Genomic DNA, 22,959 nt, shown 5'->3' on the forward strand with positions numbered 1-22,959 from the left:
GTCCGCCCCGTTTTAGACAACGCCCTCTTGCGTGACGAAGAGGAAATGTCTCCGGCGGCTCAAGAACCATTTGAAAAAGGTCCGTGAGAATCCCCAAAACGTTTGTGCCGCTTCGCGGGCCGCCGCCTCCCCCGAGCCCCTCTGCGAGGTTGAGACATCGCCCGAGGTTTACGGACAGAAGGATATATGCGAGAAGGGCCGCACAAAGTTCGCACGGGAGTGGGGTTCATGGAAAAGATCATATTGGTGCACGTGACGGGCGGCGACCGGCCCGGATTGACGGCGGAATTGTCCGGTGTGCTGGCGGGATACGACGTGGACGTGCTCGACATCGGGCAAGTGGTCATCCACAACTTTCTGACGCTCGGCATCCTCATCCGGCTGCCCGCCAATTCCCAACCGGTGCTCAAGGACCTGCTCTTCAAGGCCCACGAACTCGGCGTGACCATGCGCCTGCATCCCCTGGACGAAGGGCAGTACGCCTCCTGGGTGGGCGAGGCGCACCGGCCGCGCTACATCATCACCCTGCTGGCCCGCTCGGTCTCGTCCGCGCAGATCGCGGCCATCACCAAGGTGGTTTCCGAGGCCGGGCTGAACATCGACACCATCTACCGGCTGTCCGGTCGCGTGCCGCTCGACTGCAACGACTACGAATGTTCGCGCGGCTGCGTGGAGTTCACCGTGCGCGGCACCCCCAACGACGTGGCCGGACTGCGTGCCAAGTTCCTGGAGATATCCTCGGAGCTGATGGTGGACATCGGTTTCCAGGAAGACAACATCTTCCGCCGCAACCGGCGCCTGGTGGCCTTTGACATGGACTCCACCCTGATCCAGGCCGAAGTCATCGACGAACTGGCCAAGGAAGCGGGCGTGGGCGACAAGGTGGCCGCCATCACCGAATCCGCCATGCGCGGCGAGCTCGATTTCAAGCAGTCCCTGCGCAAACGCCTCTCCCTGCTCGAAGGGTTGGACGAATCCGTGCTCAAGCGGGTCGCCGACCGGCTGCCCATGTCCGAAGGCGCGGAGAAACTCATCTCCAACCTCAAGAACGTGGGCTACAAAATCGCCATCCTGTCCGGCGGGTTCACCTATTTCGGCGACATCCTGCGCAAGCGGTACGGCATCGACTACGTCTACGCCAACGAACTCGAAATCAAGGACGGCAAGCTCACCGGAAAGGCTGTGGGAGACATCGTGGACGCCCAGAAAAAGGCCGAGTTGCTCCAGTCCATCGCCAGCCAGGAAGGTATTTCCCTGCAACAGGTCATTGCCGTGGGCGATGGCGCCAACGACCTGCCCATGCTCAACCTCGCGGGCCTGGGCATCGCCTTCCACGCCAAGCCCAAGGTCAAGCAGGGCGCGCGGCAGGCCATCTCCACGCTGGGGCTCGACGCCATCCTCTTCCTCCTCGGCATGCGCGCCCGCGACGTGGTGTAGGCGCCCAGTCGCCCAGACGCAAAAAAACAGCCCGTCGGCGCGATCGCGCCGACGGGCTGTTTTTTTCGGGCAACCGGGCCGGGCCGGTTACTTCTTTTTGTCTTCGGGCTTGGTCTCGCGGATGTAGGCCAGGNGCGATCGCGCCGACGGGCTGTTTTTTTCGGGCAACCGGGCCGGGCCGGTTACTTCTTTTTGTCTTCGGGCTTGGTCTCGCGGATGTAGGCCAGGCCGTCGGTGAGAGAGCGCATGTGGCGCTGCCGAAGCAGTTCGACCTCGCGGGCGTCTTCGGTAGTAGCCGCGACGTATTCCCTGCCATTGTCTTCGATAACCAGTTCAAACATGGTAAACCTCCGTTATGCCCCGTTATTGTCGGAGCCGGTCTTGGCGACCTCAAGTTCCCTGGCGACGGGCTTGACCGCGCCGCCGCCGAAATTCGCGGACACGACCTTGGGCTTGGTCTCAACGGCCGCTCCCATGGTCATGCAGATGGTCCCTTCGACCAAGGCGCCCTTTTCCACAACAAGCACCGGTGTGTCAAGGCTTCCCTTGAGTACGCTGGTCTTTTCGAACACGGCCTTTTCCTTGACGTGCACGTCGCCGAGGATTTCGCCGCAGGAATTGAGCTGCCCCACGCGCACAACACCCACGATGGAGGCCTTGCGGCCGAGGATGAGCACGCCCTCGGTGGTGATCTCGCCTTCGAACCGGCCGTCTATGCGCACCGTGCCGACAAAATCAAGCTTGCCCTTATATTCGGTACCCACGCCCAGAAATGCGTTCAGTTCGGAATTTTCCTTGGTCTTCTTGCTGGAAAAGAGCCCCATATCATCTTCCTCGTTCGTTTCCCGGGCAACCTGAGTCGTCCCGTATTGTGATCCTAACAACAGCGCAGGGTTCCCCTATATACCCAGCCGCCGTCGAACGCCACTTTTTTTCCACAAGGCAACCAACCCGGAAGGCCCGAATTACTCCAAAATACGCCCCATGCTCACCCGGGGTTCCACATGAAAGCCGTTGGCTTCATAGAAGCGGCGGACCGCTTCGTTGGATTCCAGGACCTGAAGATTGACCTTGACGCAGCCGATCCCCTTGAGAGCAGAGAGCGCATGGTCCAGAAGACGGGAGCCCAGGCCGCGCCCGCGCTCGGCCGGAGCCACGGCCAGGGAGTAGATCCACCCCCTGTGCCCATCGTACCCGGCCATGACCGAGCCCAGCACGGAGGCGTCCGCCCCGCCCGCTTCAGCCACCCAGAACAGGTCATCCACTGCGATCTTTCGGTCAATGACATAGGCCGGATCGTTGTAGGCGGCCGGATAGCCGAAAACCTCGCACCACAGGGCCGAGACCCTGTCGCGGTGACGGGCGTCGTCATAGGTTGATATATAGATGTCATTCGTCACATCTCCACTCTGCCCTGACCGAGACATGCTGTCCAGTGCCGCCACCCCCTTGACGCGCCCCGGCGGCTCACCTAGATAGGTGGCATGAAACGCAGTCAGATCAACGCCCTCATCCAAGACGCCAAGACTTTTTTCGATTCCTTCCGATTCGCCCTTCCGCCGTGGGGCTTCTGGTCTCCGGAACAATGGAAAGGCAAGGGCGGCAGCGAAGTGGTCCGCAACCAGCTCGGTTGGGACCTGACCGACTACGGGGCCGGTGATTTCGCCAGCCGGGGGCTGATCCTGTTCACCATCCGCAACGGCAACCTGGCCACAGGCCACCCCAAGAAGTACGCGGAAAAGATCATGATCGTCCGTGAGAATCAGGTCTGCCCCATGCACTTCCACTGGTCCAAGACCGAGGACATCATCAACCGGGGCGGCGGCAACCTGGTCATCGAACTCTATGGTTCCACGCCCGGCGAGGCGCTGGCCAAGGAGCCCCTGGCCGTGTCCGTGGACGGCTTCACGCGCATCGTCCAACCCGGCGGCACAGTGGTCCTGAGTCCCGGCGAATCCATTTTTCTCGAACAGGGCATGTACCACCGCTTCTACGGCGAACCCGGCAAGGGCAAGGTCCTGGTCGGCGAAGTCTCGTCCGTGAACGACGACAACACCGACAACCGCTTTCTCGATCCCCAGGCCCGGTTCCCCGAGATCGAGGAGGACGAGGCCCCGCTTCATCTCCTGTGCACGGACTATCCCGATTACGTGTAGGGATCGTTCCCGACGCGAGAAAAAGCCGCCGCTCAGGCGGCTTTTTTCATGCTTCCCCATCGAATGGACAATGGTCGCGCGGCAAACAAACCGCGCCGAAGAACCAGGCCGGATCGCCGGACGACGGCACGGTTTCGCCCTTTCCCAGGCAACAGTCACGCGAATGGATGTTCGCGTGACTGTTGAGGTTTTCCGTTGCGAAAACATTGCAGATTGATATGGTGGGTTTTTGTTTTCAAAGGCCCTCGGGTCGGCGCCCCGTTGGCCCCGACCCGAGGCGATACCCCTGCCAAGGAGAGGTTTGTCCATGAAAAAAATTCTGCATGCGTCCCTGCTCGCCTGTCTTCTCGTGATGTTGTCGTTCTCTTCGGCCCTTGCCCAACGCACAATCACGGATCAGCTCGGCCGGACCGTAACCATCCCGGACTCGGTTTCGCGGGTGGTGGTCCTCCAGCATCAGACGCTCGACATCATGATCCAGCTCGGCACCCAGGACAAAGTCGTGGGCGTGCTCGAAAAATGGGATAAATATCTGCCCGGCGCGGCCAAGACCATGCCCGACATCGGCTCCATGCCCACCCCCGGCGGACTCGATACCGTGAACATGGAGGCGCTACTGGCCCTCAACCCCGACTTGGTCTTCGTTACCCACTACGCGCCCAAGGACATGATCCAGCAGATCAGCGACGCGGGCATCCCGGTGGTGGCCGTGTCCCTGTTCGATGCGGCCGGCGACGAGGCCGCCAAGCTCAATCCCGACCTGGCCGACGCCCAAACCGCCTACGACAAGGGGTTGCGCGACGGCGTGCTGCTCATCGGCGAGATCTGCAACAAGCAGGAACGCGCCGCCCGGCTCATGCAGGTCGTCGATGCCAACCAGGCCGTTCTCAAGTCGCACCTGGGCGACATTCCCGAGGCCAAGCGGGTCAAATGCTACATGGCCCGCAACAACCTGCATACCTATGGCGCGGGCAAGTACACCAGCGTGATCATGGAGCGCGCAGGCGGCGTCAACGTGGTCGCCAAGGAAATCACCGGCTTCAAGGAAGTGACCATGGAGGACGTCCTGCGCTGGAACCCCGAGGTCGTCTTCATCCAATGGCGGCACCGCTCCGCCGCCGAGGAGCTGCGCAACAATCCAGCCTGGCAGCAGGTTTCGGCCATCAAAAACGGACGCCTGTACATCTGCCCGGAATACGTCAAGCCGTGGGGCCATGCCCTGCCCGAATCCATGGCCCTGGGCGAGCTGTGGATGGCCAAGACGCTCTACCCCGAGAAGTTCAAGGATGTTGACCTGAACGCCATGGTCCAGTCCTACTACAATGAATTCTATGGCATTCCCTTCAAATAGACCCTACCCCCGGCGGCCGCGCCCGTCCCTGAGCGCCCTGGCGTTATGGGGCGGCACGGCCGCTGTTTTCTGCATCGGCCTCGCCTGGGGCCGCTATCCCGTGCACCTGCCGGACCTCCTGCGCATCCTGGCCCACGGCGCCGGGCTGCCCGTGGAACGCGACTGGCCGGGCGTGCTGGAGACCGTGGTTCTCCAGGTGCGCCTGCCCCGCGTGCTGGCGGCCATGCTCATCGGCGGCGGGTTGTCCGTGGCGGGCGCGGCCTTCCAGGGGCTGTTCCGCAACCCGCTCGTCTCCCCGTACATCCTCGGCGTGGCCTCGGGGGCCGGTTTCGGCGCGGCCCTGGGCATCCTGCTGTGGAACTCCCCCTGGCTCATCCAGGGATCGGCTTTCTTTTTCGGCATGCTCGCCGTGAGCGCGGCCTGGGCCATGAGCAGGCTGTACCGCTCGGCGGGCCCCATGATCATCATCCTGGCGGGCGTGGTGGTCGGCGCGTTTTTCCAATCCCTGCTCTCCCTGGTCAAGTACACGGCCGACCCGGACGACAAGCTCCCGGTCATCGTCTACTGGCTCATGGGCTCCCTGGCCTCCATGACCATGGAACGCCTGCTGACCGTGCTTCTGCCCATGGGCGTGTGCGTGCTCGGCCTGCTCCTGATCCGCTGGCAGCTCAATGTCCTGTCGCTGGGCGATGAGGAAGCCCGGACCTTGGGCGTGGAGGCGGGCCGCCTGCGGCTGGGCGTGATCGTGGCCGTGACCGTCGTCACCGCCAGCGCGGTCTCGGTCAGCGGCATCATCGGCTGGGTGGGGCTGGTGGTCCCGCACCTGGCGCGCATGCTGGTCGGCCCGGACTACCGCAAGCTCATCCCGGCCAGCCTGGCCCTGGGCGCATGCTACCTGGTGCTCATCGACGGCCTGGCCCGGAACCTGACGGCCACCGAGATTCCCTTGGGCATCCTGACCGCATCCGTGGGCGCGCCGTTTTTCGCCGTGCTGCTCGGCAGAGGGCGAACCGGATGGGCCTGATCCTGCGCGCGGAATCCCTGGGCTTCGCCTACCCGAGGAGCAATCCGGTCTGGTCGGACGTGACCCTGGATGCCCGGCCCGGCGAGGTCCTGTCCATCCTCGGCCCCAACGGCACGGGCAAATCCACCCTGCTGCACTGCCTGGCCGGGTTGCTCATGCCCCGCACCGGCCGGGTCCTGGCGGGCGATGACGACCTGGCCTCCCTGGGCCGTCGGCGCACCGCACGGGCCATCGCCCTGGTCCCGCAAACCCATTCGCCGGTCTTCGCCTTCCGCGCCCTGGACGTGGTGGTCATGGGCCGCACGCCCCACCTGGGCCCCTTCGCCTCGCCGTCGAAACGGGACCTGGACGCAGCCCTTGCGGCCATGGAGACCATGGGCATCGGCCACCTGGCGAACAAGGACTACAGCGAGACCAGCGGCGGCGAGCGGCAACTCATCCTCTTCGCCCGCTCCCTGGCCCAAGGCGCGAAAATCCTGCTGCTGGACGAGCCCACCTCGCACTTGGACTTCGGCAACCAGGCGCGCACGCTCGGCCTGATCCGTTCCCTGGCGGACCGGGGACTGGCCGTGGTCATGACCACGCATTTCCCGGATCACGCCTTCGAGATTTCCGACCAGACCGCCCTGTTGACCAAAGGCCGCCTCCAGGCCATGGGCGCAACCGGGGATGTCCTGTCCCCACAGGCTTTGTCCGCCCTCTACGGCCTGGACGTGGACATCCACCGCCTCGACAACGGCAAAACCATCTGCTCCGTACGTGGAGAGAAAGCATGACCACGACCGTATTGGCCGCCGGGAGCCTGCGCAAGGCGCTGCCCGCCATGGCCGAAGCCGCGGGCCTTAAACTCGACATCCGCTTCGGCCCGGCCGGGCTGCTACGCGCCCGCATCGAGGAAGGACTGCGGCCAAGCCTATTTCTGTCCGCGAACATGCGCCATGTCCGCGCCGTGTCCCGGCTGGGAGACTACGGCGAGGCCATACCGTTCCTGGAGAACCGGGTCTGCCTGTTCGGCCGCGCGGAACTCCTGGCCGATGGCGATGCCCTGCGGGCCATGCTCGACCCCGACGGCAGGCTGGGCATGTCCACCCCGGGTGCGGACCCCGGCGGCGATTACGCCCTCATGGTCTTCGACCGGGCCGAGACCATCCGCCCGGGCAGCCGGGCCATGCTCCGCGACCGCGCCCGCTCCCTGGTTGGCGGAGACCTGCCCGGCCACCATGCGTCAACGGGGTCGCCCGTGGTCGATCTGTTCAGGACGGGCAAGGTGGACCTCTTTCTCGGCTACCGGACCACGGCCCTGGACGTGACCGCCCGCCATCCCGGCCTGACCATCCTGGACCTCCCCCCGGAACTCGCCGTTCGGCCCCTCTACGGCGCGGCGGCCCGCGCCACCGACGAGGCCCGCTCCGCCCTGGTGGCCCTGCTTTCCGCCACGGCCCGTCAAGCCGCCGAGGATTGCGGATTCACGCCCTTGCCCTCACCAGCCCGCTAAAAGACGAGACACCCCCGCCGCCGGGTTCAAACGGCCCACATGTGCCAAGTACTGCACACACGATGTGCAATTGCGCACGGTCGGGAACCCGTTTTCCCCCCGCATGAACGACAACCTGCCGAAAACACTCGCTTGCACATTTGGTGCGCGTATTGCATGAATACCCGACTCATCAACAGTGCGCGGAATCGGTCCGCTCTATTTTCATACCGCAAAAGTCTGGAATTATATCAGGGAGGAAATTCATGAAAGGCATTCAATCCATCGCCTTTATTGCCATGCTGTTCGTTTTGGGACTCGCCGGATCGGCGTCGGCCTTTTGGGGGTTCGGGGGTAACGAAACGGTCGCGGCCGTGAACGGGACGGTAACCATCCCCGTGGCCGACGTGGACGACGGGCAGGCGCATTTCTACACCTATGACGCGGGCGGCAAGGACGTGAAATTCTTCGTCCTGAAAAGCCGGGACGGAATCATCCGGGCGGCCTTCAACGCCTGCGACGTCTGTTTCGGGGAGAAAAAGGGGTACTCCCAAGAGGGCGACTTCATGATCTGCAACAACTGCGGCCAGCGGTTCCACTCCTCGCGCATCAACGAGGTCCGGGGCGGCTGCAATCCCTCGCCCCTGCACCGCAACGACGACGGGCGCAACGTGACCATCTCGGCCAACGACCTCAAGGACGGAGCGAGGTATTTCTAGCATGAACATCCTGACCATTCCCCTGCGCAACACCCGCAGGAAATGGGTCAAGACCGTGCTCCTGCTGCTGGTCTTCACCCTCGGGGTGACCTCCATCGTCTCCCTCAACTACGTATCCAGCGTGGTGGGCGGCTCCCTGGAAAAGAAGCTCTCGGCCTACGGGGCGAACATCCTGATCATGCCCAAGAGCGAAAAGCTGACCGTCAGTTACGGCGGCTTCGCCCTGGGCGACATGGCCCTCGGGGCGCATGACCTGGACGAGGCCCGGGTGGCCGACAAAATCGGCCACATCGCCCTTCGGGAACGCATCGCCGTGGTCGCGCCCAAGCTGGTGGCCATGGCCCGGGCCGGGGACACGGCCGTGGGCGTGGTGGGCGTGCGCTTCGACCGCGAAAAGGTCCTCAAGGGCTACTGGGCCGTGGACGGGGCCTATCCGGCCACGGACGACGGCGTGCTGGCCGGGGCCAAGGCCGCGGCCGCCCTCGGGCTCGCGCCCGGCTCGGAGCTGACCCTGGACGGGACCAAGGTCCGCGTGGCCGGAGTGCTCAAGCCCACGGGCTCGGACGACGATTCGGTCCTGTTCGCGGGCATGGACTTCGCCCAGGCGCACTTCGGCAAGCCCGGCCGCGTCAGCTTCGTGGAGGTGGCCGCCCTGTGCGCGGGCTGTCCCATCGAAGAGATCGTGTCCGAGCTGCGCACCGCCCTGCCCGGCACCGACATCCAGGCCCTTCAGTCCATCGTCAAGCAGCGCATGTACTCGGTGGACTTCGTCAAGAAACTCATTCTGACCGTGTCCCTGGTCATCCTGCTCATCGCCTGCTGCATGGTCGGCGTGACCATGCTCGCCTCGGTCAATGAACGGATCAAGGAAATCGGGCTCATGCGCTCGCTGGGCTTCAGCCGGGGCGGCGTCTTCGCCATCTTCTGCTTCGAGGCCGTGCTCATCGGCCTGGCGGCAGGCAGCGTCGGCTACACGGCGGGCTACGCCCTGAGCCTCAAGGTCCTGGCCCTGCTCGACATGGCCAAGGACGCGACCCTGGCCTTCAACCCCGCGCACCTGGCCCTGACCGGCCTGCTCATCGTGGCCGTGTCGGTCCTGTCCGCATTCCTGCCAGCCTGGAAGGCGGCCTCCGTGGAGCCGTCCGAGGCCCTCATCGCACTCTAGGAGCGACCATGTTCGAAGCGAAAAACATCACCAAGACCTTCCACGGCGAGGGCGGCGAGACCACTGTGCTCAACGGCGCGGACCTGCTGGTCGAGCCCGGCCGGTTCGTGTCCATAGTGGGCCGGTCCGGCTCGGGCAAGACCACTTTCCTGAACATTCTGTCCACCCTGCTGGCCCCTGATTCCGGACAATTGCTCTACCGGGGCGAGGATGTGGCCACCGTGTCCCGCGCGCGCCTGAACGAACTCAGGCGCAAGGATTTCGCGGTCATCTTCCAGTTCCACCACCTGCTGCCATACCTCACGGCGCGCGAAAACGTCCTGCTCCCGTATATGCAGGGGCTCGGCACCGTACCCGCCGAGGTGCGCAAACGGGCCGACGCCTGCCTGGAACGGGTGGGATTGTCCGGCAAGGGCGGCAAGCTGCCCGGACACCTGTCCGGCGGCGAGCAGCAGCGCGTGGCCATCGCCCGCGCCCTGGTCAAGGAATCCGCCATTCTGTTCGCGGATGAGCCCACGGGCAATCTGGACAAGGAAACCGGCGACGCCATCATGGGGTTGCTGAGCGAGCTCCGGCACGACGGCCTGGCCGTCATCATGGTCACCCACGATGAGGAATACGCGGCCCGGGCGGATCAAGCCGTCCGAATGGCCGACGGCCGGGTCGTGCGACAATAGGACGCGCACGGCAGCCGATAAAAAAAGCCGCCCCGAGGGACGGCTTTTTCTTTTTCGCAAGGGCGGACGTCTATTTCCCGAAGGGACACTTGGGGAAGGAGCAAGTCTTGCAATTCATGCAGAACCCGCCTTCGCCCAGGCGGGCCAGGTCCTTGCGGCGCAGCTCCTGTCCGGCGAGCACGCGTGGCAGGACCACGTCAAAGGCCGTGGTCTTGTAGAACAGGGCGCAGGCCGGGACGCCGATGATGGCCGCGTTCCTGAGCTTGCCCACCAGGGTCATGGTCCCGGGCAGCATGGGCACGCCGTAGTGGTCCGCATGCAGCCCCGCATCCTCCAGAGCCGCGCGGGTGACGTCGTCCGGGTCCACGGACATACCCGCCGTGGTCACGATGAGATCGCAGCCGCTGTCCAGCATGGCCTTGGCCGCTTTGGTGATGGCCGCGCGCTCGTCGGGTACGATGTCGGTCCGGTGCACGGTGCAGCCGAGCTGGATGACCTTGGACGAGACGATGGGGATGAACTTGTCCTCAATGAGCCCCTGGAACACCTCGGTGCCGGTGACCAGGATGCCGACCTTGGCGGGCTTGAGGGGCAGAACGGACAGGACCGGGCCTTCGCCGAGCGCTGTCAGGGCGCGGCTGAACCGGTCGCGGGAGATATACAGGGGAATGGCCCTGGTCCCGGCAATGCCCTTGCCCTCGGGCATGAGCGAACCGTCGTGCCGGGTGGCCAGCATGACGTCCGGGCTGAGGTTGAACCGGGAAAGCGCGTCCAGGTCGATGGACAGCATACCCGGATATTCGGCAAAAAAGTTGATCTTTCCTTCCTCCGGATCGGGATCGTAGGTCACGCCCGGCCCGGCCATGCGTTTCGCAAACGCCTTGACCGCATCGTTCTCATGAACCCACTCGTCCCCGGGAAGGGCCTCGCCGTCGTAGACGTTGAACTTGCCGATGCGCTGCAACCGGCAGACGTCGCCAATGCCGAGGATGTCGCCCGCCTTGGTGATGGGCCCCTTGGACTCGCCCGGCTCGATGCCGGTCATGTCGTGGACGACCTGTTTGCCCACGGCCTGTTCCACGGGCACGACCCGGAGGGCCGGAGCATCGTCCGAGCAGACGGCCCCTTCGATGGATTCATAGGGGGCCTCGCCCTGACAGCCCCGGCAGATGGAGCCGTCCGAGCCGGGATAGGCCTCGCCGCAGACCGGACAGACGTCGATGGTGGTCATATGGCCGTGGCCGAGATAACGCTTGGCGATAACCACGGGCCGGATCGAGCAGATGGTGTCGCCCGCCTCCTCGATTTCCTTGAAGAGCTGCTCCGTGTCCTGCTCGGCCTTGGGCTTCTCCTTCAGGAACCAGGCACGGATCTCCGGCCACTTCGCGAGCTTCTCCAGATCGACGGCCACGCGGAAGCCCTTGCCCGTGAACTTGTCGTACAGGGAGACGGCGTAACGCCCCAGGAGCTTGACCTTCATCCAATTGTTGCCCGTGGAGCACAGGGTCAGAAGCTGGACCGCGTCGGGCAGGCATTTGCCGGACTCGACCATGGCCTCGAACAACGTCCCCTCGGGCAACCGGGCCTTGGCCGCCTCGACCATGTATCCGCCGATGAGCAGGCCCGGCGCGGGGTAACCGTGAAATTCCTTGGCCTTTTGTTTGAATTCTTCAAATGTATACTGTCCGATGTTCATGCTGTGCCTCACAGTTCGATAAAGTACGCGATGCGACCGCCAATCCCTTCCCCGAGTTTGCCGCCGGAAAAAGGAAAGGCATCATGCCATGCCCGGGTCAGGGGTGCAACACGGAGCAACCTCGCGCGTTTCCGCACAACACTTGAACAGGCGTACAGCCGTTAATTCCTCACCGGCGCAAACGCGCGCACGCCCATGACGCCCCCCGCCGGGTCCAGAAAAACCGCCGTCTGATGGGTCTTGTCGCCCGGGACGGGACAGAGGAGCACGGTCCCACCCGCGGCCCGGACCCGCTCAAGCACGCCCATCACGTCGCGCACGGCCACCTGGGGAACCCACAACGGGGTCTTGACCGGGGCGGGCGGTGCGGTGATGCCGCCGCGCGGCCGCTCGTCGGACAGGAGCATGACGTAGGGAGCGCCGCCCGAGCCAATTTCGACGGCCCGGTAGCCCGCCAGACCGACGTAGAAGGCTTCGGCCCCGGTGACGTCCGGGGTCCACAGCTCGGCGCCCATGAACGTGCCGTCCTCCGGCGGACCATCCCGGGGATCGCCCGAGGACGAGGCCAGGAGGACGAGCCGGGCGCCCTGCGGATCGCGGATCCCGGCCATGCGACCCCGGTATGGCCGATCGCCGGGCGCATAAAGCGGGCTCGCTCCGGCCGCCAGGGCTCCGGCAAAGGCCGCATCCGCGTCGGATACGGCCAGGTTGGGGACCCAACCCGGCGCGGTGCGGTCCTTGTCGTCCAGAAGGAAGATGGACCCGATGCGGCGTCCACTGCGCAGGATGGTCTTGATCCGGGGAGAGCCCGGATCGGCCCGCTCGACGGACCAGCCAAAGACCGCATCGTAGAACTGCGCCACCCTGTACATATCCGTGGTGTGGAGATCGAACCAAACGAACTTGCCGGGGTAGGACAGCCGCCCGGCGTCCGGGGTAACCGACGGCAGGGCGATGCGGGTGGAACACGCGGCCGGGAGCAGCAGTCCCAGGAGCGCGGGAATAAGTATGAGGCGTGAATATCCGAGTCGCAACATGATGGTCTCCATCCAGGCCGATCCGGCCATAATCGTTTTCGGACTGCATAGCACAGCCCGGAAGCAAAGCGAAGCCCAGGGTACGAAAAAAGGGCCGCCCCGAGAACGGGGCGGCCCTGGTGCAGCCTAGAAGCCTAGCGAGGTGACGTTACATGGCCAGGCTGTTGCCGGGTTTTAGGCCTCGGCCGGGGCCTCTTCTTCAGTGGTGCACTCACAGACGTCCTCGGTGGAACATCCGCAGGCCAGAGCCTGGGAGTGTCCCACTTCCTGCTTGACGTCGGTGGCGATCTTGAAGAGCACAGTCACGATCAGTGCTCCGACGGAGTAGACCATCATCGAAACCATGAGCTCCTTGAGCGTCGGCCAGTATGGCGTGATGGTCTCGAACGGGGTCGGGTTGAAGCCGCCGATCAACAGGCCCAGGCCCTTATCGATCCAGGTGGCGACGATAAGGATGCCCAGGGTCCAGGGCAGCAGCTTGTAGTTGTTGCGGAAGCGCGGGGTGACCAGCAGAGTGATGGAGATCGCGGCAAAGGCGATGAAGGTCCACATCAGGGTCACCAGTCCGGTGCTGCCGTGCTCGAACAGGTACAGAATCGGGTGCATATGGCCCGGGATGTTCGAGTAGAACGAGGTGAAGATTTCCAAGGCGAAGAAGAACATGTTCACGCACATGGCGTAGGCGATGATCTTGACCAGGGTCTTCACGGCGTTCTTGGCCATCTTGAAGCTGGTAAGCTTCTCGGTGACCATCATCACGAGCAACAGGATCGCGGGACCGGAGCAGAACGCGCTGGCCAGGAAACGGGCGGCCAGGATGGCGGTCAGCCAGTAGTGGCGGCCGGGCAGGCCCTGGTACAGGAACGCGGTCACGGTGTGGATCGAGAAAGCCCAGATGATGGAGATGTAGATGAACGGCTTGAGCCACTGCGGGTGGGGCAGGTGCTGGCGGTCCGCCTGCAGGCAGGTCCAGCCCACGAGCAGGTTGAGGAACAGGTAGCCGTTGAGCACGATCATGTCCCAGAACAGGATGGAGTTCGGGGTCGGGTGGAAGATCATGTTCATCATGCGGGTGGGCTGCCCGATGTCCACGACGATGAACAGCAGGCACATGATGCAGGCCGCGATGGCCATGAATTCACCGAAGATGACCATGTGCTTGTTGGTCTTGTACGAGTGGAAGTAGTTGGGCAGCACGATCATGACGCCGGAGGCGGCCAGGCCGACCAAGTAGGTGAACTGGGAGATGTAGAATCCCCAGGACACGTCGCGGCTCATGCCGGTTATCTTCAGGCCGTGCATCCACTGGTCGACCAGGGCCGTGGAGCCGATACCGATGAGAACCAGGAGGAACGCGATCCAGCCGTAGTATCTCTTGGAACCTTTCAGAGCTAATTCAAGCATTCCGATTCCTCCTAAATGATGTAGTAAACACTGGGCTCAGTGCCTGCCGAGGGTTTACGACGAATGGTGAACTTCTCGCGAAGCACCTTGCGGACTTCGGAATCCGGGTCCTTCAGGTCGCCGAAGTGCATGGCCCCTTCGGAGGCCTCCACGCAGGCGGGCATCTTGCCCACGGCGAGGCGCTCGACGCAGAAGTTGCACTTCTCCACGACGCCGCGCATGCGGGTGGGGAACTCGGGGTTCAGGTTGGCCAGATCCAGGTTCAGCCGGGGTTCGCCCCAGTTGAACGAGCGGGAGCCGTAGGGACAACCGGCCATGCAGTAGCGGCAGCCGATGCAGCGGTGGTAGTCCATGGCCACGATGCCGTCCGGGCGCTGGAAAGTCGCCTTGGTCGGGCAGACTCGCACGCACGGCGGATTTTCACAGTGGTTGCACAAGAGCGGGAAGACGCGCTCGTGGACCTCTTCGGCCAGGTGCGGGTTTTCCTGCTCGGGGAAGGAGTGCGCATAGGTGTCGTGCCACAGCCACTTCACTTCCTTCTTGCCCTCGATCTTGGGCACGTTGTGGATGTGGTGGCAGACCGCGGCCAGCTTGTCGATGGCCTCGGCGGTGTGCAGCTTGGTGGTGTCGACGACCATGGCCCAGTGCTTGGCGTGCACGGCCGTGGCGTTGACCTTGACCGGCTCCTGGCCCCCGGAGGCCAGGACCTTCCTCGGGGCCACGGCCAGACCGGCCGCAGCGATACCGGCAAGCTTGATGAAGGTTCTTCTGCTGTTCTTCATTATTTCAAACCCTCCGGCTGAACGTGGCAGTCCCAGCAATAGGGCGAGACACCCGCGTCGTTGTGACACTTGTCGCAGAAGTCCGCCTTGGACTCGTGGCACTTCATGCAGGTATTCTGCAGGGAGATGGTGAACTCCTTGCCCTTGTGGTTGGTATAGGTCCTCTTGCCGTCGCGCAGCGCCCAGTCGCGCCATTCATTCAGGAGCTGCATGTGGTTGTTGCGCATCCACTCGGTGGATTCGATGCACTCCTTCTCGTTCTTGGGCAGCTTGAGCTCGGGTTCCTTGTACTGCTTGGTCATGGTGCCCAGCGCAAACGGCGCGGTCAGCATCGCGAAGAAGATGACCAGTCCGGCGACGATCGCAAATCCGTTGTGCATTTTCATCTACGCTTCCTCCTTGGTCGGGGGCGTCCAGTCGTCTTCTTCGTCCTCGAAGCCGGGGAGGGGTTCCTGGCGCATGTCCATGGTGCGGACCTCGCCCTCTTCGAGGACCAGGGCGTTGGCGACCAGCTCATGGGTGCCGGCGATGGTCACGCCGGGGGCCCAGTAGTCGGCCAGCGGGATCAGGGTCGCGCGGTCGATGGCGCAGATGCAGGCCATCAGGTTCACGCCATGCTGCTCCTGTACGTACCGAAGAGCGTTGCCGCGAGGCAGGCCGCCGCGCAGGCGGATTTCCATGATCTCGTCGGTATTCAGGCCGGAACCGCCCGCACAGCAGAAGGTCTGCTCGCGGATGGTCGCCGGGGGCATCTCGAAGAAGTTGTTGCACACGTGCTTGAGCACGTAGCGCGGCTCTTCCAGCAGGCCCATACCCCGGGCGGGGTTGCAGGAGTCGTGGAAGGTCACGCGCAGATGATCGTTACGGCTCGGATCGAGCTTCAGCTTGTTGTGCTTGATCAGGTCGGCGGTGAACTCGGTGATGTGCAGCATCTTGGTGGCGGCCGCGGTGTTGAACACGGTGCCGGTGATGGGCGACTTCGGGGTGGTCATGCCGGACCACTGGGTATCGCCGTTCATGGTGTCCATGTACTGATGCACCACGCGCCACATGTGGCCGCACTCGCCGCCCAGGATCCACTTGCAGCCCAGCCGTTCGGCCTCGGCGTACATCTTGGCGTTGAGCTTCTTCATGACCTCGTTGTTGGTGAACGAGCCGAAGTTGCCGCCCTCGGACGCGTAGGTGGACATGGTGTAGTCCAGGTCGAGGTAGTCGAACAGGAGCAGGTAGCCCATGAAGGTGTAGATGCCCGGATCGGCGAACACGTCGCCCGAGGGGGTGATGAACAGGATCTCGTGGCCCTTCTCGTTCAGCGGGGCCTTGACCCGGCGGCCGGTGACTTCCTCGATGTCGTCCACCATGAAGTCCACGATGTCCTTGAAGGCGTGGGGCTGGATGCCGAGATGGTTGCCGGTGATGTTGCAGTTGGAGACCGGCTCCATGATCCAGTTGGTGTTCAGGCCGACCAGATGCATGAGTTCGCGGGCCATCATGGTCATCTCGGCGGTGTCGATGCCGTAGGGGCAGAACAGGGAACAGCGGCGGCACTGGGTGCACTGGTAGAAGTAGATGAACCACTCCTTGAGGACGTGTTCCTCCATAACCCGGGAGCCGGTGAACTTGGACAGGATCTTGCCCGCCAGGGTGAACTCGCCGCGATAGACCGAACGCATCAATTCGGCGCGGAGCACGGGCATGTTCTTGGGATCACCGGAGCCGATGAAGTAGTGGCATTTGTCGGCGCAGGCGCCGCAGCGCACGCAGATGTCCATGAACAACTGGAGGGAACGGAACTTCTTGAGCCGCTCGCGGAAGCCGTTGACCACGGTCTCCCGCCAATTGGGGGGCAGCTTCCAGTCCGCGTCGGAGGGCAGCCACTGGCGGGGTTCGCCCCACAGGCCGGGCAGTTCCTTATCCATGTAGGCGATCTTCTCGGGCTTGGCGGGGTAGCACCAATGACCGGGCGAGAAATCCACCGGGGTTTCCATCCAGCCGGAGAGCGGCGGATTGTAATCTATGCTCTTGAAGAGCTCGTCTGCTTTGGGAATGTCGGACATATTCTTATCTCCTCGGATAAAGAAAGTATCACCAGGCGGTGAACCCTAGGCCTTGGTCTCATCATGCGGGACGCCGTTCTCGGGATTGTCGAGCGGCAGGCCGACCTCGGCCATGGGCACGCCGAATTCCTCTTCGTATTCCGCGTAGGGATGGGCCTTGATGTTCGGATCGTTCCAGGGGTTCACGTGGTGCTTTGCGCGCGAATCGTTCGGCAGGTTTCTCGTCGGGGACAGGAAAACGCCCGGCATGTGCATGAGCTTGCTGAACGGGAAGTAGGCCATGAGCACGCTGACCAGGAAGACATGAACGAAGAAGGACACGGTGATGGCCTCGGGGACGACGTAATGGAACGTCACCAGGCCCATGGTCAGCTCCTTGATGGCGATGATGTCAACCTTGGCGTAGTAGCGCATGTAGATGCCCGACAGGGCAATGGACAGGATCAGGAACAACGGGAAGAAGTCGGAGACATAGGAGATGTAGTTGATCCTGGGGTTGATCAGCCTGCGGCTCAGGAGCAGGACCACGCCCGCCACCAGGCCGAGGTCGCTCAGGTACATGACCGGAGCGCCGATTTGCAGGATGCCGTCCACGAACTCGAGCGCGCCCACCGGGAGGAACGGGATCGGTTCGAGGAACAGGCGCAGGTGCCGCAGGGCGATGATGAAAAAGGAGTAGTGGAAGGTGATGGCGAAAAGCCACAGCCACTTGCTCGATTTGTAGGCCACCACGGGGTGATCCTTGCCCTCGTGCAGGGACACGGCGGTGTTCCTGAACAGGGAACGGAAGGCGAAGACCTCCAGAACCATGCGGAAGAAGGTCTGGGCTCCGGTCTGGGGACAGTCCAGCTTGTTCTGCTTGAACAGCTCGGGATCAAAGGATTGGAACTGGCCGCCTGTTGTGGGGATGCGGAACGGCACGGCGCTCCGGCCCCAGGTGACGACTTTATAAATAAAGCCGATAATAAAGATGATGAACGCCGTCGTCGGGATGCAGACACCGAAGAAAGTCCTCATGTGTGCCGCATCAACCCCGAACAACGGGATCAACACCAGGAGAAAGACGAACAGAAGTGAGTAAAGAGCATTCATCTACCGTCACCTCGCTTGAAGGTTGGACCGCCGGTTTTACCTGAACGGCCTGCCATTTTCGGGACACCCCCGAGGGACCGGCGTAAAAATGTTCGAAGCTATGCGCTGAAGACGGATTCCCGCCCGAAAGGCCGAAACCCCCAACCCCTTGTCATGCTTCGCCCGGCTTCACACCGTGCGCCACACCCGGCGCGTCCCTAATCGACCGATTTCTCGGCCGTAACGTCCGCAACCAATCCGGCCTTCCTGAGCAGACTGCTCTGGGCGCGCTTGACTTCCTCCACGCGGAACCGGAACACCTCGTCGCGACTCTTGGAATAGATGTCGAAGGACATCATGGCCAGGTTGTCCACCTTGGCCTCGAATCTGAGCAGCTCGTCCAGGGTGCCGTCCTTCTTCATGGGCTGAAAGAACTCGTCGCGAAGAAGTTTCTTCAGTAGAAAGACGAAGCTGATGGCCTGGGAAGGAGAGAAATCCTGCACCGCCCGGATGCGGATGAGCTTGTCCAGACTCTCGGCGATGCGCCCCGCATCCTGCCACTCGATCAAATGGTCGATCAATTCCCCGGTGGCCTCGATGATGGCCGCCCCGACCGGGTTCTGAAATCGATCCTTCTGCCGCGACCAGACTTTCTGGGTTTCCTTGGGATAGGTCTTGAGAACCAGATCCGCCCATTTCTGCGACAATTCGGCCTTGCGTTCGGCCAACGTGGATTCAAAAGTCATTAACAACCCGCAACAATCCGTGAAATGAACCACTTGCGAACCCGGCCCGGAGGGCGCGGGCGGGCATTTCGCGGACAGGCCTATGATAAATTGTGAAAAACATCACGTAAAACTCAGAACCATATTCCAAACCCATCGGAAAACGTCAAGGTTTTTTCAAGGAAAAACCGGTCAATGAAAAGGATTATCAGGGGTTGACGGCTTTGCCGAACAGGCTGCCGGGACACGCTTTTCATCAGCCGCGCACCACCCTGTTGCGGCCCATGCGCTTGGCCTTGTACAGAGCCTCGTCAGCCCGGTTGAGGAGCTCTTCCACGGTGCTGTCCCCGGAGTGCATCCGGGTCACGCCCACCGAGACCGTGAAGGAGACGACGTCCCCCCCCACATCCACCGTGAGCCCGGCCAGGGCGGCCCGCAGGCGGCCCGCCGCCTCGGCTCCCTCCTCGATGTCGGTCTGCGGCAGGATGGCCGCGAATTCCTCGCCGCCGAGCCTGCCGAAGATGTCCGAGGAGCGCAGGATGGACGAGACCGAGGAGGCCAGGGCCTTGAGGACCATGTCCCCGGCCGCGTGGCCGTAGCTGTCGTTGATGGACTTGAAATAGTCGATGTCGAGCATGAGCACGGTCAGGGGCTGGTCATAGCGCTTGGCCCGCTGGACCTCCACCGCGCCCAGGGAAAAGAACTGGTGCCGGTTGTTCGCCCCGGTCAGGGCGTCGATGGTGGCGAGCAGCTTCATCTCCTGTTCCAGTTCGATGCGCTTGGTCACGTCGTGGATGACCGAGTACAGGCGCTGGACGCCCTGGACCATGATCGGGCCGGAATAGACCTCCACATCGCGCATCTCGCCGCTGGCCAGCCTGTGCCGGAGGATGAAATAGGCCCGGCCTTCGTCCATGGAGCGGCGCATTTCGGTAAACATCTCGTCCTGGTCCAGGGCGTTGATCTGGCTCAGGTTCATGGTCCGCATGGTCTTGATGGGATACCCATAGAATTCCGCGGCCGCCGGGTTGGCGTCGATGATCCGCTCGGACTTGGGATCGGTCAGGAGCATGATGGCGTGGTTGTTCTCGAAAAAGGCCCGGTATTGCTTCTCGCTCTCGCGCAGGACCCTTTCGGCTTCGATGCGGCGGGTGATGTCGCGGAAGGTCCCTTCCATGGCCACGGGTTCGTCCCGGTGGTTGAGGACCTGATGGGCGTTGGCTTCGATGACGATGGCCGACCCGTCCTTGCGCCGGGCGGTCATCTGTTGTCCCCGGATGGCCCCTTTCTGGCGCAGGATATCGCGCAGGCTTTCCACACCATCGGTCCGCCGATACAGGGTGTCGAGGTTACATCCCACCAATTCGGACTCCTCATAACAGAGCAGACGGCAGGTGGCCGGATTGACCATGAGCACGGTCCCTTCCAGGTCCGTGACCATGTAGCCCTCCTCGATGGTCTCGAAGATGCGCCGAAACTTCTCCTCGCTGCGTTTGAGCTCGGCCTCGGCGTGCTTGCGGTCCGAAATATCGCGGATGACGTTGACGACGCCCAAGGTGGCGCCGTCGTCCCCCTTGATCAGGGAGACGGATTGGTCGGCCGGGAAGATTTCACCGTTGCGCCGCTTGAGCGGCAGTTCGAAGAGCGTCCGCCCCTCGGCCTCGAAGGCCGCCCGGGAACGGGCCAGAAAATCGTCATAGTGGCCGGCGCTGACGTGCAGCTCGCCCACCGGCAGCCCGGCCAACTCGGCCTGGGTCTTCTGGAACATGGATTCCGCAGCCGGATTGGCGTCCAGGATCTCCATGTCCGGGGTGAGGATGAGCACCGCCTCGCCCAGCCCCACGAAGGTGCTGCGCAGCCACAACTCCTTTTCGGCCAGGGCCTCCTCGATGGCCCGTTGCTCGGTGATGTCCGTGCCCGACAACAGCATCCCCACGGGCAGGCCGCCCTCGGTGGTCAACAGCTTGCTTTGCCACATGACCGTCCGGTAGGCCCCTTCCCGGGTGTTCACCCGGAAGATGCGCTCGTCCCCTTCCGCCATCTGGCCGGATAGAACCAGGCACAGGCAGTCGCGGATTTCATCCCTGTCGAACGGCGGCACCAGCGCGTTCACCCAATCCCGGCCCAGGAGGTCCGCCTCGGTATACCCGAGCACCCGGCAGGCGGTCCGGTTGACCATGTCGATCTTCCCGGCGGCGTCGAGGGTGAAGACCATGGCCCCGACCACGTCCAGGTAATGAGCCACCCGGTTGCGTTCGCGGGCCAATTCGCGCGCGCCTTCCACCCGGGCGGTGATGTCGTCCAGAACCACGGCATATCCATCGTAACGGTCGGAAAAATCGGCGGTCAGGGAAACCGAGACATTGAAATGGCGTTCGCCGTGCCCTTGGGCCACCGGCACATCCAGCTTGCAGGTTCCGGCTCCCCGGCCCAGGCTCTCGGCATCCAGGGCGCTCTCCAACCAGGGAGCCAGATCAGCCAGGGGGACGGGGGCATGGCCGCCCCGGCACCAGTCGCCGCAGTCCTCGGCCCCGGTCAACTCCACGGCCGCCGGATTCATGACCTCCACCTGGAAATCGGAGTTGAGCAGCAGGACAGGGGTGCGCAAGCTCAGGAACAGGGTATACAGCCGGGGCACTTGGGGATCCGGAGGGCAGTCCACGTCCTCGGCGGATGCGAAACCGGTATTCCCTGCCAGAACCTCCGCGCAAAACGACGCCCAAAACTCCACGGGATCGTCGCCGTCGCGCAGGCGGGCGGCGTGCTCCCGGGCGCGTTGCCGGAGTTGTTCCTCAGGGATGATGCGGCGGTTCTTCAAGCGCGTGTCCTCGGTAGGTGGCGTTGTTCCACGAGCAAGTCCGCGTACGCCGATGCGGGCGGACGACATGCAGGATGCGGGCGAAAACCATACTGCTTCGCGCCGCTGTTGTCGAGCCGGTCGGAGGTTTTTTATCATTTGTCACGACCCGGTGACTTGTGCCGGGTGACGGGGAACCCAGGCCGACAGCCGTGGAATCCGCCCCGCCCGATCGCGGCCGGGCCCCATGGGGGATATCCCGTCAACTCCCTAACGGGAAACCCGGACGCCGAAAGCCGCTTCACGGCGGGATTCAAGCGGTTTTGCCCCCCGGCGGGCAGGGGCTTACGCCCGCGTATCCATTTCTTGCGTCTTCGACGTGGCCGTTTCCGCCACGCCGCTTTCCGCATAAGAAAAGGGCCCGCTCCGGAAAGGAACGGGCCCCCAAGGCTTGCGAATTAGATTTCAAGGATGTCCGGGTCGTCCTCCGCAGAGGCACCGGGCAACTCCTCGCCGGGGGCGTCCGTCGCCTCTTCCGGGAGGTCGCCGGGCACGTTCCCGGACAAAGGCAAGGTCTCGGGCTGCTCCATGTATCGGGCAAAGACCAAAAAGCCGGTGTGGGCGACCATGCGGTCGTCCGGGCGCAGCCGATCGGCCACGGGCTTCCAGCGACGGATCAGGATTTCCAGGACCTCCATCTCGGCGAAGGGGCCGTCCTCCAGGCCACGCAACAGGTCGGACACCTGGTTGACCGTGGGCAACAGGAAGCCGCACATGGCACCGGGGATAACCGCGCTCGGAATGGACGGGAGGTATTCCCAGGGGGTGCGCACATCCAGGAACAGGGCGTCCGCGCCCGAATGCAGGAAACCGTCCTCGATGTTCCGGTTGACCTGCTCCACGCGATGAGCCAGGCCCACGCGCTCCAGATTCTTCCCTGCCAGCTTGTAAAAGTCCGCGCGCCGCTCGTAGGTGATGACCTTGCCGGTGTCGCCCACGAACCAGGCCAGGGCCGTGGTCAGGCCGCCCGAGCCCGTGCCGGACTCGATGACCGTGGAGCCGGGGCCGATGCCCAGCTTCATCATCAGGTAGCCGATCTCCTTGGGATACATGATCTGGGTCTGGCGTTTCACCCCCTTGATCAGGTCGTGCAGGGTGGGCTTGAGCACCAGGTACAATTTACCGAGGTGGGTCTTGACGTATTGGCCGTAGCCCGCCTCGGCCACCTCGTCCATGAGCAGCTTGCCGTCATGGGTATGGACCTCGCCGCCTGCCTCAAGCTTGCGCAGGTAGCGTTTGCCCTTGTGGCTGATGAGCAAAATGAGCTGTCCCGGTTCAATCATAGGTAATGGGCCTCCTGAGAATGATGGCCCTGAGTACGGTCCGC

Annotated in this window: 22 protein-coding genes; 9 read left to right on the plus strand and 13 right to left on the minus strand. The window is 63.4% G+C overall.

The genetic code is table 11. From position 1 onward, the window contains the following. Positions 1–228 precede the first annotated feature (228 nt). On the plus strand, positions 229–1,437 hold the full coding sequence (gene serB / locus J0909_RS15480; RefSeq protein WP_207264205.1) for a phosphoserine phosphatase SerB: 1,209 nt from the start codon (positions 229–231) through the stop codon (positions 1,435–1,437). A gap of 182 nt (positions 1,438–1,619) precedes the next feature. On the opposite strand, the gene J0909_RS15485 is transcribed toward serB, so the two are convergent. The 3 genes from J0909_RS15485 to J0909_RS15495 all read right to left on the minus strand — a co-directional run bounded on the left by J0909_RS15485 (position 1,620) and on the right by J0909_RS15495 (position 2,837). Next, positions 1,620–1,778: a hypothetical protein gene (locus tag J0909_RS15485; RefSeq protein ID WP_207264206.1), complete on the minus strand. Its 159-nt coding sequence runs from the start codon at positions 1,776–1,778 to the stop codon at positions 1,620–1,622. Between the two features lie 12 nt (positions 1,779–1,790). Beyond that, positions 1,791–2,261, minus strand: coding sequence for a bactofilin family protein (locus tag J0909_RS15490; protein ID WP_207264207.1), 471 nt, complete (start codon positions 2,259–2,261; stop codon positions 1,791–1,793). 141 nt (positions 2,262–2,402) lie between these two features. Then, positions 2,403–2,837, minus strand: a complete 435-nt coding sequence (locus J0909_RS15495; RefSeq protein ID WP_207264208.1) for a GNAT family acetyltransferase — start codon at positions 2,835–2,837, stop codon at positions 2,403–2,405. Positions 2,838–2,921: 84 nt separating this feature from the next. Here J0909_RS15495 and J0909_RS15500 point away from each other — a divergent pair, with 84 nt between their 5' ends. From J0909_RS15500 to J0909_RS15535, 8 genes are all read left to right on the plus strand, one after another. Beyond that, positions 2,922–3,593 (plus strand): D-lyxose/D-mannose family sugar isomerase, encoded by a 672-nt coding sequence (locus J0909_RS15500; RefSeq protein ID WP_207264209.1) that lies wholly within the window; start codon positions 2,922–2,924, stop codon positions 3,591–3,593. Positions 3,594–3,900: 307 nt separating this feature from the next. Continuing rightward, complete coding sequence (locus tag J0909_RS15505) at positions 3,901–4,944, plus strand: ABC transporter substrate-binding protein (protein WP_207264210.1); 1,044 nt, start codon at positions 3,901–3,903, stop codon at positions 4,942–4,944. Continuing rightward, positions 4,925–5,968, plus strand: a complete 1,044-nt coding sequence (locus J0909_RS15510; protein ID WP_207264211.1) for a FecCD family ABC transporter permease — start codon at positions 4,925–4,927, stop codon at positions 5,966–5,968. Before J0909_RS15505 ends, J0909_RS15510 begins: the two co-directional genes overlap by 20 nt. Beyond that, positions 5,959–6,744, plus strand: coding sequence for an ABC transporter ATP-binding protein (locus J0909_RS15515; protein ID WP_207264212.1), 786 nt, complete (start codon positions 5,959–5,961; stop codon positions 6,742–6,744). Before J0909_RS15510 ends, J0909_RS15515 begins: the two co-directional genes overlap by 10 nt. Further along, positions 6,741–7,463 (plus strand): substrate-binding domain-containing protein, encoded by a 723-nt coding sequence (locus J0909_RS15520; protein ID WP_207264214.1) that lies wholly within the window; start codon positions 6,741–6,743, stop codon positions 7,461–7,463. Before J0909_RS15515 ends, J0909_RS15520 begins: the two co-directional genes overlap by 4 nt. Positions 7,464–7,708: 245 nt before the next feature. Beyond that, the gene (locus J0909_RS15525; protein ID WP_207264216.1) at positions 7,709–8,161 is read left to right on the plus strand and encodes a DUF2318 domain-containing protein; all 453 of its coding nucleotides are present in this window, start codon (positions 7,709–7,711) and stop codon (positions 8,159–8,161) included. Between the two features lies 1 nt (position 8,162). Continuing rightward, the gene (locus J0909_RS15530) at positions 8,163–9,326 is read left to right on the plus strand and encodes an ABC transporter permease (protein ID WP_207264218.1); all 1,164 of its coding nucleotides are present in this window, start codon (positions 8,163–8,165) and stop codon (positions 9,324–9,326) included. Positions 9,327–9,334: 8 nt separating this feature from the next. After that, complete coding sequence (locus J0909_RS15535) at positions 9,335–10,003, plus strand: ABC transporter ATP-binding protein (protein ID WP_207264221.1); 669 nt, start codon at positions 9,335–9,337, stop codon at positions 10,001–10,003. A gap of 70 nt (positions 10,004–10,073) precedes the next feature. On the opposite strand, the gene J0909_RS15540 is transcribed toward J0909_RS15535, so the two are convergent. The 10 genes from J0909_RS15540 to J0909_RS15585 form a co-directional block, all read right to left on the minus strand. After that, the gene (locus J0909_RS15540; RefSeq protein ID WP_207264222.1) at positions 10,074–11,699 is read right to left on the minus strand and encodes an FmdE family protein; all 1,626 of its coding nucleotides are present in this window, start codon (positions 11,697–11,699) and stop codon (positions 10,074–10,076) included. Positions 11,700–11,860: 161 nt separating this feature from the next. Beyond that, positions 11,861–12,736: a VOC family protein gene (locus J0909_RS15545; protein ID WP_207264224.1), complete on the minus strand. Its 876-nt coding sequence runs from the start codon at positions 12,734–12,736 to the stop codon at positions 11,861–11,863. Positions 12,737–12,910: 174 nt separating this feature from the next. Continuing rightward, positions 12,911–14,140, minus strand: a complete 1,230-nt coding sequence (gene dsrP, locus J0909_RS15550; protein WP_207264226.1) for a sulfate reduction electron transfer complex DsrMKJOP subunit DsrP — start codon at positions 14,138–14,140, stop codon at positions 12,911–12,913. Positions 14,141–14,151: 11 nt separating this feature from the next. After that, the gene (dsrO, locus tag J0909_RS15555) at positions 14,152–14,922 is read right to left on the minus strand and encodes a sulfate reduction electron transfer complex DsrMKJOP subunit DsrO (protein ID WP_207264228.1); all 771 of its coding nucleotides are present in this window, start codon (positions 14,920–14,922) and stop codon (positions 14,152–14,154) included. Further along, the gene (dsrJ, locus tag J0909_RS15560) at positions 14,922–15,302 is read right to left on the minus strand and encodes a sulfate reduction electron transfer complex DsrMKJOP subunit DsrJ (RefSeq protein ID WP_207264258.1); all 381 of its coding nucleotides are present in this window, start codon (positions 15,300–15,302) and stop codon (positions 14,922–14,924) included. The genes dsrO and dsrJ overlap by 1 nt, the downstream gene beginning before the upstream one ends. Before the next feature lie 6 nt (positions 15,303–15,308). Beyond that, positions 15,309–16,979 carry a sulfate reduction electron transfer complex DsrMKJOP subunit DsrK gene (dsrK, locus tag J0909_RS15565; protein ID WP_207264232.1) on the minus strand — a complete coding sequence of 557 codons (1,671 nt, stop codon included), beginning with the start codon at positions 16,977–16,979 and terminating at the stop codon, positions 15,309–15,311. Between the two features lie 45 nt (positions 16,980–17,024). Next, positions 17,025–18,071 (minus strand): sulfate reduction electron transfer complex DsrMKJOP subunit DsrM, encoded by a 1,047-nt coding sequence (gene dsrM, locus J0909_RS15570; protein WP_207264234.1) that lies wholly within the window; start codon positions 18,069–18,071, stop codon positions 17,025–17,027. A 197-nt stretch (positions 18,072–18,268) separates the two neighbouring features. Next, entirely contained in the window at positions 18,269–18,796 is a 528-nt protein-coding gene (locus J0909_RS15575) for an RsbRD N-terminal domain-containing protein (RefSeq protein ID WP_207264236.1), read from the minus strand. Between the two features lie 235 nt (positions 18,797–19,031). After that, positions 19,032–21,593: a sensor domain-containing diguanylate cyclase gene (locus tag J0909_RS15580; protein WP_207264238.1), complete on the minus strand. Its 2,562-nt coding sequence runs from the start codon at positions 21,591–21,593 to the stop codon at positions 19,032–19,034. A 437-nt stretch (positions 21,594–22,030) separates the two neighbouring features. Then, on the minus strand, positions 22,031–22,915 hold the full coding sequence (locus J0909_RS15585) for a tRNA (adenine-N1)-methyltransferase (RefSeq protein WP_207264240.1): 885 nt from the start codon (positions 22,913–22,915) through the stop codon (positions 22,031–22,033). Positions 22,916–22,959: the final 44 nt, after the last annotated feature.

Source organism: Desulfovibrio sp. Huiquan2017, assembly GCF_017351175.1.
Classification (GTDB): domain Bacteria; phylum Desulfobacterota; class Desulfovibrionia; order Desulfovibrionales; family Desulfovibrionaceae; genus Pseudodesulfovibrio.

Bases quoted from the DNA above. Each gene is read 5' to 3' on its own strand.
- serB (WP_207264205.1), top strand. From the start codon at position 229: ATGGAAAAGATCATATTGGTGCACGTGACGGGCGGCGACCGGCCCGGA.
- J0909_RS15485 (WP_207264206.1), bottom strand. From the start codon at position 1,778: ATGTTTGAACTGGTTATCGAAGACAATGGCAGGGAATACGTCGCGGCT.
- J0909_RS15490 (WP_207264207.1), bottom strand. From the start codon at position 2,261: ATGGGGCTCTTTTCCAGCAAGAAGACCAAGGAAAATTCCGAACTGAAC.
- J0909_RS15500 (WP_207264209.1), top strand. From the start codon at position 2,922: ATGAAACGCAGTCAGATCAACGCCCTCATCCAAGACGCCAAGACTTTT.
- J0909_RS15505 (WP_207264210.1), top strand. From the start codon at position 3,901: ATGAAAAAAATTCTGCATGCGTCCCTGCTCGCCTGTCTTCTCGTGATG.
- J0909_RS15510 (WP_207264211.1), top strand. From the start codon at position 4,925: ATGGCATTCCCTTCAAATAGACCCTACCCCCGGCGGCCGCGCCCGTCC.
- J0909_RS15515 (WP_207264212.1), top strand. From the start codon at position 5,959: ATGGGCCTGATCCTGCGCGCGGAATCCCTGGGCTTCGCCTACCCGAGG.
- J0909_RS15520 (WP_207264214.1), top strand. From the start codon at position 6,741: ATGACCACGACCGTATTGGCCGCCGGGAGCCTGCGCAAGGCGCTGCCC.
- J0909_RS15525 (WP_207264216.1), top strand. From the start codon at position 7,709: ATGAAAGGCATTCAATCCATCGCCTTTATTGCCATGCTGTTCGTTTTG.
- J0909_RS15530 (WP_207264218.1), top strand. From the start codon at position 8,163: ATGAACATCCTGACCATTCCCCTGCGCAACACCCGCAGGAAATGGGTC.
- J0909_RS15535 (WP_207264221.1), top strand. From the start codon at position 9,335: ATGTTCGAAGCGAAAAACATCACCAAGACCTTCCACGGCGAGGGCGGC.
- J0909_RS15540 (WP_207264222.1), bottom strand. From the start codon at position 11,699: ATGAACATCGGACAGTATACATTTGAAGAATTCAAACAAAAGGCCAAG.
- J0909_RS15545 (WP_207264224.1), bottom strand. From the start codon at position 12,736: ATGTTGCGACTCGGATATTCACGCCTCATACTTATTCCCGCGCTCCTG.
- dsrP (WP_207264226.1), bottom strand. From the start codon at position 14,140: ATGCTTGAATTAGCTCTGAAAGGTTCCAAGAGATACTACGGCTGGATC.
- dsrO (WP_207264228.1), bottom strand. From the start codon at position 14,922: ATGAAGAACAGCAGAAGAACCTTCATCAAGCTTGCCGGTATCGCTGCG.
- dsrJ (WP_207264258.1), bottom strand. From the start codon at position 15,302: ATGCACAACGGATTTGCGATCGTCGCCGGACTGGTCATCTTCTTCGCG.
- dsrK (WP_207264232.1), bottom strand. From the start codon at position 16,979: ATGTCCGACATTCCCAAAGCAGACGAGCTCTTCAAGAGCATAGATTAC.
- dsrM (WP_207264234.1), bottom strand. From the start codon at position 18,071: ATGAATGCTCTTTACTCACTTCTGTTCGTCTTTCTCCTGGTGTTGATC.
- J0909_RS15575 (WP_207264236.1), bottom strand. From the start codon at position 18,796: ATGACTTTTGAATCCACGTTGGCCGAACGCAAGGCCGAATTGTCGCAG.
- J0909_RS15585 (WP_207264240.1), bottom strand. From the start codon at position 22,915: ATGATTGAACCGGGACAGCTCATTTTGCTCATCAGCCACAAGGGCAAA.